This is a genomic window from Formosa sediminum (assembly GCF_007197735.1).
GTDB lineage: Bacteria > Bacteroidota > Bacteroidia > Flavobacteriales > Flavobacteriaceae > Formosa > Formosa sediminum.
Genome location: NZ_CP041637.1, coordinates 665,941 through 684,463, shown reverse-complemented (window position 1 = coordinate 684,463; position 18,523 = coordinate 665,941). Strand labels below are relative to the sequence as shown.

General features: G+C 32.4%; 19 protein-coding genes and 1 tRNA gene. 12 read left to right on the top strand and 8 right to left on the bottom strand.

Features of this window, described 5'->3' with window-relative positions:
- Positions 1–7 precede the first annotated feature (7 nt).
- Genes FNB79_RS03120 through FNB79_RS03110 form a run of 3 tightly spaced genes read right to left on the bottom strand, consistent with a single transcriptional unit; the run spans position 8 to position 3,136 of the window.
- Complete coding sequence (locus FNB79_RS03120; protein WP_143379911.1) at positions 8–1,174, bottom strand: efflux RND transporter periplasmic adaptor subunit; 1,167 nt, start codon at positions 1,172–1,174, stop codon at positions 8–10.
- Positions 1,175–1,185: 11 nt separating this feature from the next.
- Positions 1,186–2,529, bottom strand: a complete 1,344-nt coding sequence (locus FNB79_RS03115) for a TolC family protein (RefSeq protein ID WP_143379910.1) — start codon at positions 2,527–2,529, stop codon at positions 1,186–1,188.
- The gene (locus FNB79_RS03110) at positions 2,501–3,136 is read right to left on the bottom strand and encodes a TetR/AcrR family transcriptional regulator (protein ID WP_143379909.1); all 636 of its coding nucleotides are present in this window, start codon (positions 3,134–3,136) and stop codon (positions 2,501–2,503) included. The genes FNB79_RS03115 and FNB79_RS03110 overlap by 29 nt, the downstream gene beginning before the upstream one ends.
- A 131-nt stretch (positions 3,137–3,267) precedes the next feature.
- On the opposite strand from FNB79_RS03110, the gene FNB79_RS03105 reads away from it, so the two are divergent.
- Together FNB79_RS03105 and FNB79_RS03100 are read left to right on the top strand one after the other, a co-directional pair.
- On the top strand, positions 3,268–4,242 hold the full coding sequence (locus FNB79_RS03105; protein ID WP_143379908.1) for a polyprenyl synthetase family protein: 975 nt from the start codon (positions 3,268–3,270) through the stop codon (positions 4,240–4,242).
- A gap of 16 nt (positions 4,243–4,258) precedes the next feature.
- On the top strand, positions 4,259–4,606 hold the full coding sequence (locus FNB79_RS03100) for a hypothetical protein (RefSeq protein ID WP_143379907.1): 348 nt from the start codon (positions 4,259–4,261) through the stop codon (positions 4,604–4,606).
- 207 nt (positions 4,607–4,813) lie between these two features.
- Here FNB79_RS03100 and FNB79_RS03095 read toward each other — a convergent pair whose 3' ends face one another.
- Complete coding sequence (locus tag FNB79_RS03095) at positions 4,814–5,341, bottom strand: alpha-ketoglutarate decarboxylase (RefSeq protein ID WP_143379906.1); 528 nt, start codon at positions 5,339–5,341, stop codon at positions 4,814–4,816.
- Positions 5,342–5,459: 118 nt separating this feature from the next.
- On the opposite strand from FNB79_RS03095, the gene FNB79_RS03090 reads away from it, so the two are divergent.
- Complete coding sequence (locus tag FNB79_RS03090) at positions 5,460–8,219, top strand: 2-oxoglutarate dehydrogenase E1 component (protein ID WP_143382546.1); 2,760 nt, start codon at positions 5,460–5,462, stop codon at positions 8,217–8,219.
- A gap of 33 nt (positions 8,220–8,252) precedes the next feature.
- Positions 8,253–9,473 carry a 2-oxoglutarate dehydrogenase complex dihydrolipoyllysine-residue succinyltransferase gene (gene odhB / locus FNB79_RS03085; RefSeq protein WP_143379905.1) on the top strand — a complete coding sequence of 407 codons (1,221 nt, stop codon included), beginning with the start codon at positions 8,253–8,255 and terminating at the stop codon, positions 9,471–9,473.
- A 398-nt stretch (positions 9,474–9,871) separates the two neighbouring features.
- Here odhB and FNB79_RS03080 read toward each other — a convergent pair whose 3' ends face one another.
- Both FNB79_RS03080 and FNB79_RS03075 read right to left on the bottom strand, forming a co-directional pair.
- Positions 9,872–10,504 carry a response regulator transcription factor gene (locus tag FNB79_RS03080; RefSeq protein ID WP_143379904.1) on the bottom strand — a complete coding sequence of 211 codons (633 nt, stop codon included), beginning with the start codon at positions 10,502–10,504 and terminating at the stop codon, positions 9,872–9,874.
- Positions 10,505–10,538: 34 nt separating this feature from the next.
- The gene (locus FNB79_RS03075; RefSeq protein WP_143379903.1) at positions 10,539–10,997 is read right to left on the bottom strand and encodes a retropepsin-like aspartic protease; all 459 of its coding nucleotides are present in this window, start codon (positions 10,995–10,997) and stop codon (positions 10,539–10,541) included.
- Positions 10,998–11,051: 54 nt separating this feature from the next.
- Here FNB79_RS03075 and FNB79_RS03070 point away from each other — a divergent pair, with 54 nt between their 5' ends.
- From FNB79_RS03070 to FNB79_RS03035, 8 genes are all read left to right on the top strand, one after another.
- Positions 11,052–11,819 carry a TatD family hydrolase gene (locus FNB79_RS03070; protein ID WP_143379902.1) on the top strand — a complete coding sequence of 256 codons (768 nt, stop codon included), beginning with the start codon at positions 11,052–11,054 and terminating at the stop codon, positions 11,817–11,819.
- A 3-nt stretch (positions 11,820–11,822) separates the two neighbouring features.
- Positions 11,823–12,854, top strand: coding sequence for an asparaginase (locus FNB79_RS03065; protein ID WP_143379901.1), 1,032 nt, complete (start codon positions 11,823–11,825; stop codon positions 12,852–12,854).
- 72 nt (positions 12,855–12,926) lie between these two features.
- Positions 12,927–13,014, top strand: a tRNA-Ser gene (locus FNB79_RS03060).
- 88 nt (positions 13,015–13,102) lie between these two features.
- Positions 13,103–13,876, top strand: a complete 774-nt coding sequence (locus tag FNB79_RS03055; RefSeq protein ID WP_143379900.1) for a MotA/TolQ/ExbB proton channel family protein — start codon at positions 13,103–13,105, stop codon at positions 13,874–13,876.
- 21 nt (positions 13,877–13,897) lie between these two features.
- Positions 13,898–14,314: a hypothetical protein gene (locus FNB79_RS03050; protein WP_143379899.1), complete on the top strand. Its 417-nt coding sequence runs from the start codon at positions 13,898–13,900 to the stop codon at positions 14,312–14,314.
- A 6-nt stretch (positions 14,315–14,320) separates the two neighbouring features.
- On the top strand, positions 14,321–14,959 hold the full coding sequence (locus FNB79_RS03045; RefSeq protein ID WP_143379898.1) for an ExbD/TolR family protein: 639 nt from the start codon (positions 14,321–14,323) through the stop codon (positions 14,957–14,959).
- Between the two features lie 16 nt (positions 14,960–14,975).
- Positions 14,976–15,461 (top strand): ExbD/TolR family protein, encoded by a 486-nt coding sequence (locus FNB79_RS03040; protein WP_143379897.1) that lies wholly within the window; start codon positions 14,976–14,978, stop codon positions 15,459–15,461.
- Between the two features lie 114 nt (positions 15,462–15,575).
- Positions 15,576–16,304, top strand: coding sequence for a porin family protein (locus tag FNB79_RS03035; protein WP_143379896.1), 729 nt, complete (start codon positions 15,576–15,578; stop codon positions 16,302–16,304).
- Here the strand turns inward: FNB79_RS03035 and FNB79_RS03030 are convergent.
- Together FNB79_RS03030 and rpoN are read right to left on the bottom strand one after the other, a co-directional pair.
- The gene (locus FNB79_RS03030; RefSeq protein WP_246073323.1) at positions 16,299–16,721 is read right to left on the bottom strand and encodes a hypothetical protein; all 423 of its coding nucleotides are present in this window, start codon (positions 16,719–16,721) and stop codon (positions 16,299–16,301) included. The genes FNB79_RS03035 and FNB79_RS03030 overlap by 6 nt on opposite strands.
- A 258-nt stretch (positions 16,722–16,979) precedes the next feature.
- Positions 16,980–18,440 (bottom strand): RNA polymerase factor sigma-54, encoded by a 1,461-nt coding sequence (rpoN, locus tag FNB79_RS03025; protein WP_143379894.1) that lies wholly within the window; start codon positions 18,438–18,440, stop codon positions 16,980–16,982.
- Between the last annotated feature and the right edge of the window lie 83 nt (positions 18,441–18,523).

The following is an 18,523-nucleotide window of genomic DNA, read 5'->3' as shown; positions in this document are numbered from 1 at the left end:
CTTAGACTTAATAGTTAATAACTTTTACAGTTTGCCCGTTTGTTACACTACGTGCACCTTCTTTAATGATTTCTGCGCCATTTTCTATACCGCTTAAGACTTCGATCACGTCGTTTTGAGTTTTTCCTGTTTCAATAATTACTCGGTTTACTGTAGCTTCGCCGTCTTCGTTTTTATTATTTACAACGTAAATGTATTGTTCTCCGTTAGCATTTTCTGAAATGATGCTTAATGGGATTAAAACAGCATTTTCACTTGTATAGTCGTTAATTTTTAATTTTGCGGTAAGGTTAGGTTTAATGTTTTCGTTTTTATTAGGTACAGCAACTTCTACTTTAAACGTTCTGTTTGCGGGATTAATAAAATTACTAGCCTGGCGTATTTCTGTATCTACAGTTGTTCCTAAGATTGGGAATTCAACTTTTACCATTTTTCCTTTTACAACATCTGTAATGTAATTTTCAGGAACTTCGGTTTCAATAAACATGTCTTTAAGGTTTACAATTCTAATTAATTGAGATTGTCCTGGCATTACAACGCTTCCTTGATCTGTAATAATATCGTCTATTACACCAGAAAAAGGTGCTACTATAGTTGTTTTTGCTAATTGTGTTTTTAGTTGATTAACGGCTTGTTCTTGAGCTTCAAAATTAGATTTAGCTTGTAGGTACTGTATTTCGCTTCCTATTTCTTGTTCCCATAGTCTTTTTTGACGTTTAAAAGTGGTTTCGGCTAAAGCCAATTGTATTTCTGTCTGAGAAACTTGTTGTTCTAAACCACCATCGTCTATTTTAGCTAAGGCTTGTCCTTTAGTGACGTGTTGCCCTTCTTTAACATAAACCTGTTGTAAAATTCCAGATGTTTCAGGATAAATTACAATGTTTTGTTTGGTTTGTACACTACCTTGTAATTCTAAATAATGTACAAAGTGTTCTGTTTTAGCTTTAACTGTAGTCACTAAAGGCAGTTTTTTTGTGTCGTCTAATTCTGCTATTTTTTCGTCTATGCGTTTTAATTGTTGGCTTATAGTTACCTGTTGCGCTTCAATTTCTGTACGTTTAGCTCGAATAGATTCTAGGTTGCCCTTTGCTAATACTTCATCTATAGATTGCTCTTTTCCACCGCAAGAAATTAAAAGAAAAGTAAACGCTGTGATAATATATATGTTTTTCATAGTGATGTTTGTTAATTGTTTAATGTGCTTAAAATAGCATCTAATTCTGCTTTTTTATTGATAATATCAAGCATAGCTTGTAGGTATTCTTGTTGTGCAGCATATAACTGTGTTTGAGCTTGTCTTAAATCGAAACTTGATGAAATTCCCTCGAAAAATTTAATTTCATTTTTTTGTTCTATACGCTCTGCCAAGTCTAGGTTTAATTTTTTATTTGTGTAATCTTCAATAGCATATTGATAATCGCTTTTAGCTGTAGCAATTTGTAACTTAAGTTGCTGTTCTGTTTCTTCAAGATTTTCATTAGATTTTTCTAAATTTATTTTTGCTATTTGTGTAGCGGCAGATCGCCCTAAAGAACTAAAAATAGGAATATTTAAAGAGACGCCAAATAAAGAAGATCCAAACCATTTTTGGTTATTGTTAAAAAAAGCAAATGTTTCTCCGTAAGCATTATAACCTCCATTAATAAAGGCGCTTAAAGTTGGCATGCCTTGACTCATAGCTAATTTAACTAACAAAGCGTTGCTCTCTACATCGTTTTCTGCAATGCGATAATCTATAGTGTTTTCAACGCTCTCATCTGCGTTTAAAGCGTCTAGAGACGTGTATTGTAGTGCCAATGTTTCAAGGTTATCTGTTAGTGTGGTGTCTGAGTTTAAATCTATACCTAAAGTAATATTAAGCATTTGATACGATAAGATATTTAAGCGTTTTACGTTGTTTAAATCACTAATAAGTCCAGAAAGCGTAATTTTAATTTGTTCTACACTTTCTTCTTCTTCTAATCCGTTTTCAAAAGTTTTTTGAACTTCATTTAAATTAGATTCAAGAATATCTCTGTTGCTCTCTAATATTTTTAAACTTTCTTCTGTAAGTAATACGTTACCATAAGCATTAATAACAGCTTTTCGTATTTCAAGATCGGTTTTGACTTTAGAGTTTTCAGAAATTTCTAAATATACTTTAGCGGCTTGTAAACCCACTAAGTACGATCCGTCAAATAATAACTGAGAGAGTGTTGCGGTAGCTCCAATATTTTGTTTGGTGCTAAATTCTACAGGGATAAACGTGCCGGCTTCGCCGCCAAAAAGCTCTGCAGGTAGTAAAGATACTTGTTGCTTTAACCAATTTTGATAATCTACATTAGCATTAATTTGTGGTAAACCTGTAGCAGTTGTTTCCCATTTTTCTTTTTTAGCAATCTCTATATCTCGCATTGCATTTTTCACATTTCTATTATTTACCAAAGCGTAATCTATGGCTTCTTGTAAGGTAAATGAAACAGATTCTTCTTGAGCAAATGACTTAATGCATAAGCATAAACTAAAGAGCAGGATTAATTTTGTTTTCATTCTTTTGGTTGATTATTGTGTTTTTTTTATTTAAAAGGAGTAGTCCGGATGGCGTGCATATACCGCGTAAATGGTATTCTAAGTAATAATCTAATAATTCATATAATGTAAAGTGTTTTGTAGGAAATAATTCGTTGTCTTTAAGAGATCCTATGGCATTAAAATAGAGTCTCGAAATAAACTCTACATTTAAATTAGATCTATATAAGCCTGCAGACATACCGCGATTTAAGTTGTCTATTACGCAGTGTTGCATGACTTCAAATTGTTTTTGTTTTAAGATGTTATATATTCTTGGGTAATATTTTTTTAATTGAAATTCTGGCGATTTCTTTTGGTTGCCCATATAGCTGGTAATAAACTCTTTAATTTTAAAAAGTTCTTCTATAGGATTTGCGTTAAGGTTAAATATGGCATCTATAGACTCAGAAACACGTTCAAATTTATAAATAGCAGTTGCTTCAATTAATTTTGTTTTGGTGTCAAAATATTGATAAATCGTTTTTTTGGAAATACCCATTTCTGCTGCAATATCGTCCATGGTTACGCTTTTGTATCCTAGGTTTAGAAATAACTCGGCCGATTTTATAATAATTTTTTCTTTCATTCGTATTAATATTCAGGAGCAAAGATAATCAAGGAAACTTAAAAAACAATTAAAGTTTCCGTAGTTTTAATTGTTTGTTAACATTAGAAATTGCTATGTGATATTTACGTTTATTCTGCTATTTTTGTGGGATGCAAAATATTTTAACCTATCAAGAGGCTTTTACAAGTTATTTAAAAGAATTTAAAACAGACCGAGAGCCACAATCGTTATACGCCCCAATAGATTATATTTTAAACTTAGGAGGCAAACGATTAAGACCCGTATTAACATTAATGGCTGCAGAAATTTTTAATGCAGACTATAAAATAGCTTTAGATGCGGCATTAAGTATTGAGGTATTTCATAATTTTTCCTTGGTTCATGATGATATTATGGATGATGCGCCATTACGTCGCGGAAATCAAACAGTTCATGAAAAATGGGATGTAAATACAGGCATATTATCTGGAGACGCTATGTTAATTATGGCGTATCAATTATTTGAAAATTACGAACCAAAGACTTTTAGAGATTTGGCAAAGCTGTTTAGTAAAACGGCTTTAGAGGTCTGTGAAGGGCAGCAGTACGATGTAGATTTTGAAAATAGGGACGACGTTACCATTCCAGAATATTTAAAAATGATTGAATATAAAACAGCTGTATTGGTTGGTGCTGCAATGCAAATGGGAGCTATTGTTGCGCAGGCTTCAAAAGCTGAGCAAGAAGGTATTTATAATTTTGGAATAAATTTAGGTATTGCTTTTCAGTTACAAGACGATTATCTGGATGCGTTTGGAGATCCTAAAACATTTGGAAAACAAGTGGGTGGAGATATTATTGAAAACAAAAAAACATTTTTGTATTTAAAAGCTTTGGAGTTTTCTAAAGAAGAGGAGCAACGTGAACTACAACATCTGTTTAGCATAAGTCCAACAGATAGTAGTGATAAAGTGCAGTCTGTAAAACAATTGTTTTTAAGTAGAGGAGCTGCAGATGCAACTACACACGCAATTAAAGAATATACAGCTAAGGCATTCTCTATCCTTGAAACTTTAAAAATAAGTGACGATAAAAAAAGTATGCTAAAGCATTTTGGAGAAAATTTAATGACTAGAAAAGTATAACCCTTATTAAATTGTAATGCAAATAGAAACCATACAAGATGTATTGGACACTTCTTTACAATACGAATTGTATGGAAATTTAGTGTTTCAACTTAATAAAGATTTTAGATTAGCTAATATAGATATTGATGTAGCAACTTCTATTTTACCTAAAGATTTAAAAGTGCAATTGCATGAAGCCGTGTACCAGCTTATACAACATAATTTTGCAGAATATTTAAATCTACTATATATTATAGATGTGCCTGAGCGAGAAATAAAAGCGTTAGATGGTAGTGATACTTTAAAACTTTCTGAGCAGGTTGCGTTTTTAATTTTAAAACGCGAATGGCAAAAAGTATGGTTTAAACATCAATATAAATAAGGCAAAAGTTGTGTTTAAAATAGGTTAAATACAAAACCAAGTAGCCAATATAATATTATAAATACTACAAATGTGCCTATGCACCCGCATTTGCCACCACCAATTTTTTTTGCGCCCCAAGCTGCACCAATAATTCTTAACAGTTTTTCCATTTTATTTTTTTTCTGAAATGTAGGCTTATTTGTATGTGTGGCTTAACGCAATCGCTTAAAAATATACTCTTAAAAAAGGAGACCAGGGCGAGCCGTAAATACTTTTATCATCATCATATAGTACATCGTAGCGCACACCAACAGTTACGTTATTAGTTTGGTAACCAACTCCGAGCAGTAAAGCTGGAAACCAATACTTTTCGTCTCTATAAAAAACGGCTGCATTGTCGTATTTTCTGTTTACATGAAGTTGCTGAAATTCTCCTGAGAGTTGAATGTTTGGTATGGGCGTATATAAACCTGTTAATGTACCTCCAATAATAGTAGATTTATAAAAGTCTTTTTGAGAATTATAAGTAAAATTTAATCCTACACCTAAAGCCCATTGGGAATTGAATTGATAGAGTGCAGAGGGCTCTAAGGTTGCGCTAAAAAAATTGTTACTAAAACCAAGACCTATACCGCCTCCAAATCTAACATTTTCATTAAAGCTTGAATTTTGTGCAGTAATATTCTTAAAACTTAGAGAAAAAAATAGTATTAAGATTGTAGTCTTGATAAAGTATTCGTTGTTTTTTTTCATGTTAGGGATAAAATTTCGTTAAAATTCCTTTATAAATATAAGAAAAAGGTATCTAAGTTTAGTAAAAGTTGTACTTTTGAATAAAATTTGTCAAAGCGAGAATTTCTCAAATAATATAATGGATAAATATTCCTTTTTAAACGCAGCACATACAGCATATTTTGCTGAATTATACGATCAATATTTACAAAACCCAGATTCAATTGAGCCAAGTTGGAGAGCATTCTTTCAAGGTTATGATTTCGGTAGCGAAAACGATATCGTAGATCAAGAACAAGTAGAAAACTTCTCTTGTGATCATGTTTCGGAAAACTTAACTAAAGAATTCCAAGTTGTTCAATTGATAGCCGGTTACCGTACCAGAGGGCATTTGTTTACAAAAACAAATCCTGTACGCGATCGTAGAACGTATTCGCCAACATTGGCCTTAGAGAATTTTGGATTATCTAATAAAGATTTAGATACCGTGTTTTCGGCTGGAGAAATCTTGGGTATTGGATCTCAAACTCTAAAAGAAATTGTTAAACATCTTGAAAAAATATATTGTGATTCTATAGGTATAGAATATATGTATGTTAGAAATCCAGACCGAAAGGCATGGATTCAACAAAAGCTTAACGTAAACGATAATCAGCCTAATTTTAATACAGATCAAAAGAAGCATATTCTTAAAAAATTAAATGAAGCTGTTTCTTTCGAAAGTTTTTTACACACTAAATATGTTGGACAAAAACGATTTTCATTAGAAGGTGGAGAGTCTTTAATTCCTGCATTAGATGCTGTAATTGAAAAAGCAGCCGACTATGGTGTTAAGGAATTTGTAATGGGTATGGCACACCGTGGTCGTTTAAGTACACTTACAAATATTTTTGGTAAATCTGCTAAAGATATCTTTAGTGAGTTTGATGGTAAAGATTACGAAGAAGAAATTTTTGATGGTGATGTAAAATATCACTTAGGTTGGACGTGTAATCGACTAACTGATAACGGAAAGAAAATCAATCTTAATATTGCTCCCAATCCATCGCATTTAGAAACGGTTGGAGCAGTAGTAGAAGGTATAGTTCGTGCTAAACAAGACGATAAATATGCAGACGATCCCTCGCAAGTGCTACCAATTGTAGTGCATGGAGATGCCGCTATCGCAGGTCAAGGTTTGGTTTACGAAATTGTTCAAATGGCCCAATTAGACGGGTATAAAACTAACGGAACACTTCATATTGTTGTAAACAACCAAATTGGATTTACAACTAATTATTTAGATGCGCGATCTAGTACTTATTGTACAGATGTTGCTAAAGTTACACTATCACCTGTATTACACGTTAATGCAGACGATGTAGAAGCTGTTGTGCATGCAACACTTTTTGCTTTAGATTTTAGAATGCATTTTAAACGTGATGTTTTTATAGATTTATTAGGTTATAGAAAATATGGCCATAACGAAGGAGACGAACCACGTTTTACACAACCTAAATTATACAAAGCTATTGCGAAGCACAAAAATCCTAGAGATATTTATGCTGAAAAATTAATTAAGGAAGGTGTTATAGATAAGGACTTTGTTAAAGGCTTAGAGGAAGCTTATAAAGCAAGTCTAGAAGAAAAATTAGAAGATTCTCGTAAAGAAGAGAAAACAGTAATAACACCATTCATGCAAGATGAGTGGCAAGATTTTGTTCGCGTTACCGAACAAGATATGATGATGCCAATAGATACAACTGTGTCTAAAGACAAATTAGCTCAAATAGCAAGCGTAATTTCAGAATTACCTTCAGATAAAAAATTCATCCGTAAAATTGAACGTCTAGTGCAAACTAGAAAAACAATGTTTGAAGAGGATAAATTAGACTGGGCAATGGCAGAACATTTAGCTTACGGAACGCTTTTAGAAGAAGGTTTCGATGTTAGAATGTCTGGACAAGATGTAGAGCGTGGTACATTCTCTCACCGTCATGCCGTGATTAAAGTAGAAGATAGTGAAGAAGAAGTCGTATTGTTAAATAATTTAAGCAATACACAAGGAAAATTCTTTATTTATAATTCCTTATTATCAGAATACGGTGTGGTAGGTTTCGATTATGGTTATGCTATGGCAAGTCCTAAAACATTAACCATTTGGGAAGCTCAATTTGGAGACTTTAGTAACGGTGCTCAAATCATGCTAGATCAATATATTTCTGCTGCCGAAGATAAATGGAAACTGCAAAACGGGTTGGTAATGTTGTTGCCACACGGTTATGAAGGTCAAGGAGCAGAGCATTCATCGGCACGTATGGAACGTTATCTACAATTGTGTGCAAAAGATAATATGTTTGTAGCAGACTGTACAACACCTGCAAATATCTATCATTTGTTGCGTAAACAAATGAAATCGAATTTTAGAAAACCATTAATAGTTTTTACTCCTAAGAGTTTATTACGTCATCCTAAAGTAGTGTCTACTGTAGAAGAGTTTGCTAACGGAAGTTTCCAAATGGTAATAGATGATGCTACTGCAGAAACAGATAAAGTAAAATCACTTGTGTTTGTAACAGGTAAATTCTATTACGATTTATTAGAAGTAAAAGAAGAAACAGGTAGAGACGATGTGGCCTTAGTACGTATTGAACAATTATTCCCATTACCTGCAACAGCTATTAGAGATATTATTGCCAAATATAGTAATGCAGAAGAAGTGGTGTGGGCCCAAGAAGAACCTAGAAACATGGGAGCTTATGCACATATGTTAATGCATTTAGATGAAGCAAAATCATTTAGAATAGCATCAAGACGACCTTATGGTGCTCCTGCTGCCGGTAGTTCAACGCGATCAAAACGCCGCCACAAAGAAGTAATCGACTATGTTTTCGATAAAACAAAAAACAACCAACGATAATTTAAAAATAAGATTAAACTAAAATATTGAACGATGATTTTAGAAATGAAAGTACCTTCTCCGGGAGAATCTATTACAGAAGTAGAAATAGCAACATGGTTAGTTCAGGATGGTGATTATGTAGAAAAAGACCAAGCAATTGCTGAAGTAGATAGTGATAAAGCTACTCTAGAACTTCCTGCAGAAGTAAGCGGAATTATTACGCTAAAAGCAGAAGAAGGTGATGCTGTTGCTGTTGGTGAGGTTGTATGTTTAATAGATACAAGTGCTGCTAAGCCAGAAGGCGATGCACCAGCAAAAGAAGATAAAAAAGAAGAAGCTCCTGAACCAAAAGCAGAGGCGCCTAAAGCTGCTGCTCCTGCAGCAGAAAAAACATATGCATCTGGTACAGCTAGTCCTGCAGCTAAAAAGATTTTAGCAGAAAAAGGAATAGATGCAGCTAGTATTGTTGGTACAGGAAAAGCGGGTAGGGTAACTAAAGATGATGCCATTCAAGCAAAACCGTCTATGGGAACACCAACAGGTGGATCTCGTGGCGAGTCTCGTTCTAAATTGTCTATGTTACGTCGTAAAGTTGCAGAGCGTTTGGTAAGTGTAAAAAATGAAACAGCTATGCTTACTACCTTTAATGAGGTAGATATGTCTCCTATCTTTGCGTTAAGGAATGAGCATAAAGAGGCGTTTAAAGCAAAACATGGTGTTGGTTTAGGATTTATGAGTTTCTTTACTTTGGCAGTAGTTAGAGCTTTAGAAATGTATCCTGCTGTAAACTCTATGATGGATGGAAAAGAAATGATTTCTTATGATTTCTGTGACATTAGTATTGCGGTTTCTGGACCAAAAGGTTTAATGGTTCCTGTTATTAGAAATGCAGAGAACTTAACATTTAGAGGTGTAGAAGCAGAAGTTAAGCGTTTAGCACTTCGTGCAAGAGATGGACAAATTACTGTTGATGAAATGACAGGCGGTACATTTACTATTACTAATGGTGGAGTGTTTGGAAGTATGTTATCTACTCCAATTATTAACCCACCTCAAAGTGGTATTTTAGGTATGCATAACATTGTAGAGCGTCCAGTTGCTGTAGATGGTCAAGTGGTTATTAGACCAATTATGTATGTAGCATTGTCTTACGATCATAGAATTATTGATGGTAAAGAAAGTGTTGGATTTTTAGTCGCTGTTAAAGAAGCTTTAGAAAATCCACAAGAATTTTTAATGAATAATGACGTTAAGAAAGCTTTAGAATTATAGTAAGCACTTAATGTTTAGATAATAAAAAAAGGACAATCATATTTGATTGTCCTTTTTTGTTGTGGTTAGTGTGAATAATACACTATAAGGTTCAATGCAATGGTAAATAATGCGAAAATAATTATACTTGAAATAAGTATAATATTCTGAATGCTGGTTTGGTTTTCCATATCACTTAAATTGTTTACGTAATTAGAGAGCACACTAATTGTAAAGTAAGATGGTTTGAATGTCTTAATCTAAGATTTTGATTATTTGTGTAAAAGTCATCTTAAATTAAAAACTCTGCACTATTATAATGCAGAGTTAAAATTAATAATCCTCCCTAAGAACTAATTAATAGCACTGTAAAGGTATTTTATTTGTATGTGGTATGAAATACGTGTTTATACGTATTCTTACAGAATGTCTTTATGATTATTTGCCCAAATAAATAATGCATTGTGTTTTCCTTCGAGTTTGAGCTTGTTCACAATGTTGCTTCTATGCTTATCTACAGTTCTAGAAGAGACACATAAATTATCTGCTATTTCTGGACTAGTTTTGTTTTTGGCAATAAGTTTTAATATTTTAATTTCTGTCCTGGTTAATTTGTTTAGAACCGTTAAATCGTTGTTGTTTTTTGATTTTTCTAGGTTGGGAATAATCTCTTGACTAAAGTATGGCGTGTTGGTAATTACGCTTTCAATGCAATTTTCAATTTCTTCAACAGCAAACTCTTTTAAAATATATCCATAAATATTTAATTCCTTTGCTTTGTAATACACATCTTCGCGTTTATCAAAAGTGATTAAAATAATTTTTGTAGAAATATTGTTTTTTTTGCAATCTTCGGCAATCTCTATCCCAGATCTATTGGGCATTCTTATATCTAGTATGGCAATTTCAGGTTTAAGTTTAACAATAAGATTGTATGCCGATTGTCCATCTGTAGCACTTCCTATAATATTATAATTTATAGACGTCAAGTAATTTGTCATCCCTTTTAACATTAAAGGATGATCATCAGCAATCACAATTGAAGATTTCATAGAGGGAGAATTCTTATATTATATATTAAATATACTATTTCTTGGCTAAAGAGGTTTTTTTTAAATAGAGATATTTTTTGTCGTAGTCAATTATCCCTTTTCCTTTTTTAAGAATATCTGCACCAATAATACCATCTACAGGTGTAGAATTGTGATTTATTAGAGCGGTGTTAACATGGGTTAAATCAAATAAAATTAAACTCAGTTTACCTTTCTTCCATTTCCCTATTTTAATACTATTGTTTTTAGAAAGCTGTGTAATCATATTTGTTGCTCCCGCACCTGCAGCTTTAACTGTAGAGTCTTTAACCTTTAAATGAAACCGTTCTGTAGCTCCAAATCCAACACACGAACTTGAAGCTCCTGTATCTAGTATAAACAAGCCCTTTTCGCCATTTATGGTTGCTAGAATTTCAAAATGATTGGTTTTTGTAAGTTTGAGTTTTATTTTAACGTAATCTTTATTTAATAGAAATTCTTGGAGTGATGCCATTTTAAAAAATTAATTTAGACAAATATACTAATGTAAAACCATTAATTTTGCAGAATGATTATAACAGATACCCATACACATTTATACAGTGAAGCTTTTGATGATGATAGACAAGATATCATAACACGTGCTATTAAGGCAGGAATTTCTAGGTTTTTTATCCCGGCTATAGATTCTACCTATACAGCACAAATGCTTCAGTTAAAACAGGATTTTCCAGAGCATATGTTTTTAATGTCGGGTTTGCATCCAACACATGTAAAAGAAAATTATAAAGACGAGTTGATTCATGTAGAACAGCTCCTTAAATCCCATACGTATTACGCAATTGGAGAAATTGGTATTGATCTGTATTGGGATAAATCTACGCTTGCCATTCAAGAAGACGCGTTTAGGCAACAAATTAAACTTGCAAAAGCAAATAAATTACCTATAGTTATTCATTGTAGAGAGGCTTTCGATGAGGTGTTTAATATTTTAGAAGAAGAGAAAGGAGAAGATCTCTTCGGTGTTTTTCATTGTTTTACGGGTAGTTTAGAGCAGGCAGAAAAAGCCATATCATACAATATGAAGTTAGGGATTGGAGGTGTTGTAACCTTTAAAAATGGAAAAATAGATACATTTTTAAAAAATATAGATTTAAAACATATTGTATTAGAAACAGATTCACCGTATTTAGCTCCTACACCCTACCGCGGAAAACGTAACGAAAGCTTCTATATATTAAAAGTATTAGAAAAACTTTCCGATATTTACGAATGTTCAGAATCTGAAATCGCCAAAATTACCACACAAAATTCTAAAGATATATTTAGTATATAATAGATGACAAAAACTAAAACTAACATACTGCTAATATATACAGGTGGAACAATTGGGATGGTTAAAGATTTTGAAACAGGAGCTCTAAGAGCTTTTGATTTTAAAAATTTATTAGATAAAATTCCGGAGTTAAAACAATTGGACTGCGGTATAGATACCTTTTCTTTTAAAGAGCCTATAGACTCCAGTAATATGAATCCGAAATATTGGATAGATATTGCCGAAATTATAGAGACCAATTACGATGTATATGATGGTTTTGTAGTTTTACATGGTAGTGATACTATGAGTTACACGGCTTCAGCATTAAGCTTCATGCTAGAACATTTAGCAAAACCAATCGTGTTTACAGGATCGCAATTACCTATTGGCGATTTACGTACAGATGCAAAAGAAAATTTAATAACATCCATACATGTGGCCTCACTGCAGCGTTTTAATAAGCCTGTAATAAAAGAGGTGACTTTATATTTTGAATATAAATTATATCGAGCTAATAGAACTACTAAAATAAATGCCGAACATTTTGAAGCCTTTGCCTCTTTAAATTACCCTGCACTAGTTACATCTGGAGTGCACTTAAAAGTTAACCAAGAATATTTATTTAAGCCTAACCTTAACAAAAAATTCAAGGTTCATAAAAAATTAGATATAAATATTGCTTTGGTAAAATTATATCCAGGAATTTCTCAAGGGATATTAAAAAGTGTTTTCAATACACCGGGTTTAAAAGGTGTGGTCTTAGAAACTTATGGATCAGGAAATTGTACTACAGAACACTGGTTTTATACAATTTTAAAATCAGCTATTTCTAAAGGAATACATATAATTAACATCACCCAATGTTCTGGAGGAAGTGTGCTTATGGGACAATATGAAACAAGCGAAAAATTGAAAGCTATAGGCGTAATTTCCGGAAAAGACATTACTTCAGAAGCCGCGATCTGTAAATTAATGTATTTGTTAGGACAGCATGTTTCAGCTAAAGTATTCAAAACCATATATGAAACATCTTTACGGGGAGAAATGACTTAAAATTAACTGATAAAACTTTCATGTCTTAAAGATTTTTTGTTATTTGCCATATGTTATTTAAAAATGAAAAACAGAGAGGTGGCCGAGTGGTCGAAGGCGCACGCCTGGAAAGTGTGTATACTCCAAAAGGGTATCGAGGGTTCGAATCCCTTCCTCTCTGCAGATAATTCTGATGATGTTTTTTGTTTTTTAATTACATTTTTTTTATATCTTTAACACTTTAACTAATAAAATTAAGATCAAGAACAATGAAAAGATTATTTTCTATCCTAGCCATTACATTTATGGTGGCATTCGGAACTGTTAATGCAACTACAACAAGCGCTGCTGCTGTAGCAACTACCGTAGTTTCTTCAATTCAAGATGATGCAGCCGCAACTGCAACTGAAGATTTAGGTTTTCACCAAGAATTAAAAAAGCGTTTTATAGAAGGGGGCGCTGGATTCATGGGAATCGTATTATTATGTTTAATTCTAGGTTTAGCTATTGCTATTGAGAGAATTATCTTTTTAAATTTATCTTCAACAAATACAAAAAAATTAACTCAAAAAGTAGAAGACGCATTACAATCAGGTGGTGTTGAAGCTGCAAAGGAAGTTTGTAGAAATACAAAAGGACCTGTTGCTTCTATATTCTATCAAGGATTGGACAGAACTGATGAAGGTTTAGAAGCTGCTGAAAAAGCTGTTGTAGCTTACGGTGGTGTACAAATGGGACAACTTGAGAAAAACGTATCTTGGATTTCATTATTTATCGCCTTAGCTCCAATGTTAGGATTCATGGGTACGGTAATAGGGATGATTCAAGCTTTCGATAAAATTGAAGCAGCTGGAGATATGCAACCATCACTTGTTGCTGGAGGTATTAAAGTAGCCTTATTAACAACAGTATTTGGATTAATTGTTGCAATTATTCTTCAAATCTTTTACAACTACATTATTGCTAAAATTGATAGTATCGTTAACGATATGGAAGATGCTTCAATTACATTAATGGACTTGTTAATCAGATACAAGAAGTAATAATTTAAAACACATTAAACGATGAGTTTACATAAAATAATAACAATTATTGTTGGAGTACTATCAGTGATAGGAATAATTTTCGGTTTGATGATTATTTCTGGAAGTGAAAGTATGATAGACAACATGCTATATGTTACTTATGCAACCCTTGCTTTAATATTAGCTTTAGTGTTAATATTTGTGATAAAAGGATTGTTTGAAGGTGACATAAAAAAGACTTTAATGTCTGTGGGAGCATTTTTAGTGATTCTATTTGTCGCTTATGCAATGTCTTCAGGAACAGATTTAGATTTAACACCTTTTACTAATAAAGGAATGGATGTTAGCGAAGCAACTTCAAAATATGTTGGTGCTGGATTATATGCATTTTATTTCTTAGCAGCAATCGCTGTTTTATCAATGGTGTATGCAAACATTAAAAAAATACTAAACTAAGTAATTATGGCAAAAAGATCAGCACCAGAAGTTAATGCAGGCTCTATGGCTGACATCGCTTTCTTACTTTTAATATTTTTCTTAGTAACAACAACTATTGAAACCGATTCTGGTTTGAGTAGAAAACTTCCACCTCTTGATGAAAATCAAGAACAAGATGTAATTATCAAGGAAAAAAATATTTTCCAATTACAGGTTAATAAAAATAACGACTTGTTATTGAAAACAGGAGGCGAAGAGAAAGTGATTGAAATTAAAGATTTGCGTAAAGCCGCAGTCGATTTCTTAGATAATGGTGGTGGAACTGGCTCTGATGCTTGTAAAAATTGTCAGGGTAAAAGAAATCCTAAATCATCGGATAACTTTGATAAAGCAATTGTGTCTTTACAAAATGACAGAGCAACTAAATATGATGTGTACATTGCAGTACAGAATGAAATATTAGCTGCTTATAATCAAATTAGAAATAGAGAGTTTGTAAAAGCTTATCCTAATTTAAATATGAATTTTGTAGAAGCAGACCAAAAGTATTCAGATCCAAGAACATCTTCTTCTGAGAAAGAAAGTTTAAAAGAGAAGTTAGAGGCTATCAAAATATTGGTTCCTCAAAAATTCTCTGAAGCAGAGCCTAAAAAGTCTAATTAGATAAACACAAAAATCTATGTCTAAATTTAAAAAGAAAAAAGGAGGAGATTTACCTGCAATATCTACCGCATCATTACCGGATATTGTATTTATGTTATTATTCTTCTTTATGGTGGCTACTGTAATGAGACAAAACACCTTAATGATTGAGAATAAATTACCTGCTGCAGATCAAGTTGAAAAACTTGATAAGAAAGATTTGGTAATGTATATCTATGCAGGTAAACCTAGTCAGAGATACGAAAGTCAATACGGTACAGAGTCTAGAATTCAGTTAAACGATAAATTTGCAGATGTGTCTGAGATCGCTGCTTTTATTGCTGCTGAAAGAGCTTCTAAACGTGAAGAATTAGTACCATTTTTAACAACTGCACTTAAGGTAGATAGTAAAGCCAATATGGGATTAGTATCTGATATTAAGCAGGAATTACGTAAAGTAAATGCGTTAAAAATAAATTATACAACTAGAAAAGGTGATGCACTCTCTGGTTTAAAGAACTAAGTTTACTCTTAATTTTATATTATAAAAGGTGTTTTGATTTAATCAAAGCACCTTTTTTATATAGTAGTGTTTATTAATTTTATTGTTTTAATTTTAGTCTAAGCTTATTTTGCTATGAAAAATTTATACGTCTTATTATGTATTATATATTTTGGTATTCATAATACAAGTTTTGCACAAAGTCAAGTAAGTGTTAATGATGACGCTTTAACAGTTATAGATTCTTTGTATAAAGAAGATCAATTTTATTTTTCTGCAACATATAACATTTTATCTAAACTCCCTTCAGGTGTAGATCAAACAGGATTTTCTTTAGGGTTACATGCGGGCTTTATTAAAGACATGCCTATTAATAAACGAAGAAATATTGCTATAGGAGTAGGGCTTGGCTATTCTTACAATTCTTATAATCAAAATTTAGGGATTATAGAAGGTGAAGACCATACGGTGAATTATGTAGTTTTAGACGATACGTATGAGTTTGACTACAGTAAAAACAATTTTTACTTACATATGGTTGAATTGCCTATTGAATTTAGATGGCGTACATCTACCCCAACAGATTACCGTTTTTGGCGTATATATACAGGTTTTAAGTTAGGTTATGTGTTTTCACATATAAGTAACTTTAAAGGTGAAGTAGCAGAAGTTAGATATACAGATGTCGATGGTTTTAACGATTTACAATATGGATTAACTTTAAGTGTGGGGTATAACACATGGAACTTTTATGTGTATTATGCATTAAACCCGATATTTAAAGATGATGTAACAACATTAATCTCTCAAGAACGTATAGAAATGAATGCAATTAAACTAGGTTTAATTTTTTATATGTTATAACCAATTTGGTATTAATATTAGTTGCGGAATCACACCTGTTGCACAGCCAATTAACAGCTCAGGATAGTTATGTGCTTTTAAACTTAGTCTCGATGTTGCTACTGCGCCCATAATAAAGAAAATGATCGCCAAACTCATTAATATATTTATACTAAAATGTATGCTTAAGCCTATAAAAAACATACAAACCCCACAGATTGCCATCATGTGAATACTACTTTTAAAGTTTAAAATGTTTAACATTAATGTACTCATTGTAGATGCTAGAATTGCAACAAAAAAATAGTATAATTCTATAAAATCATATGGTGTTATTATCCGTTTAATTACAATTAATAGTATTATACTAAAAATTATTAAAGGGAGTATACGCTCTTTTGCTTGAGGTAAATTTATGGAGTTAACTTTGCCTAACATTTTTAATAAAAGTATTGAAAGCAAGGGCAGCACAACGGTAAGTATGGTTAGTGAGACTAACTTTGTCTCAATAACTGCTTGAGGTATAAATCTAGGCGACTTTGTAAAATAAAAGAGTACACCCAAGAGCGGCATAAATACGGGGTGAAAAATATAAGAAATGCTTTTTAGCATAGTATTTTATATACTTTAAATTATAAATGCGTAAAGCGAAATAATGCGCATCACTTAAACTCTCTTCTAAACCAATATTTTTTTTTACAATTGTTTTCTAAGTCTTGCAACAGGTACATCTAATTGTTCTCTGTACTTAGCAACAGTACGTCTAGCAATCGGATATCCTTTTTCTTTTAAAATAGTTGCTAGATTTTCATCTGTTAATGGTTTTCTTTTATCTTCTTGATCTATAACAGTACCTAAAATCATCTTAATTTCACGTGTAGACACATCTTCTCCTTGGTCGTTTTTCATGGATTCTGAGAAGAATTCTTTGATAAGCTTAGTACCGTAAGGCGTATCGACATATTTGCTGTTAGCAACTCTAGAAACGGTTGAAACATCCATATTAATCTCATCGGCAATGTCTTTTAAAATCATTGGTTTTAAATTACGTTCATCTCCAGTTAAAAAATAATCTTTCTGATACTGCATAATTGCACTCATAGTTACAAACAGAGTTTGTTGGCGTTGTTTAATGGCTTCTATAAACCATTTTGCAGCGTCTAACTTTTGCTTGATGAACGATACAGCATCCTTTTGAGATTTGGACTTGTCTTTGGTGTCTTTATATCCTTTTAGCATGTCGTTATATTCGCGAGAGACATGTAATTCAGGTGCATTTCTTCCGTTTAATGTAAGTTCTAATTCGCCATCAACAATTCGTATGGCAAAATCAGGTACAACATGTTCTATTATTCTATTATTTCCAGAATATGAGCCTCCTGGTTTTGGGTTTAAACGCTCAATTTCTTCAATAGCGTCTTTTAATTGATCTTCACTAACATCAAATTTTTGCATTAGTTTTTGGTAATGCTTTTTTGTAAATTGTTCAAAAGCATCATCAATAATTTGGGTTGCTAAAACAATATCAGCAAACTTTTCTTTTCGGTGTAATTGAATACTTAAACATTCTTGTAAATTGCGAGCACCAACACCTGCTGGATCTAATTGATGTACTGTATGAAATACTTTTTCTATAGTGTCTTCTGTAGTATATACGTTTTGAGTAAATGCTAAATCGTCCATAATGTCTGAAGTCGATCTACGTATGTAACCACTTTCGTCTACACTACCTACTAAAAACTCGGCAATATCTCGTTCTTCTTCAGTTAATCTAAAAGTGTTTAATTGAGAGATTAAATGTTGCGTAAACGATGTGCCTGCTGCATAAGGCATAGTTTTTTCTTCATCGTCGCTACTGTAGTTGTTGGCTTGTGTTCTGTAATCTGGGATTTCATCGTCGCTCAAATACTCATCAACATTAATATCTTCTGAATTTATTGTTTCAGAGTCGTCACTATAATCATCGGCTGTATTATCGAAATCATCAAATTCATTTACTGTTTCTTCCTTACCACTATCTAGTGCTGGGTTTTCTTCAATTTCTTGCTTTAGGCGTTGTTCAAATGCTTGCGTAGGCAACTGTATCAATTTCATTAATTGAATTTGCTGCGGAGATAATTTTTGCGATAATTTAAACTGTAAATTTTGCTTAAGCATAAAAGTTTTGATGCGTTATACAATAAAAATAAAAAAAACAATCTACATACGCAGGTACATAGATTGTTTTTATGAGTATTTTA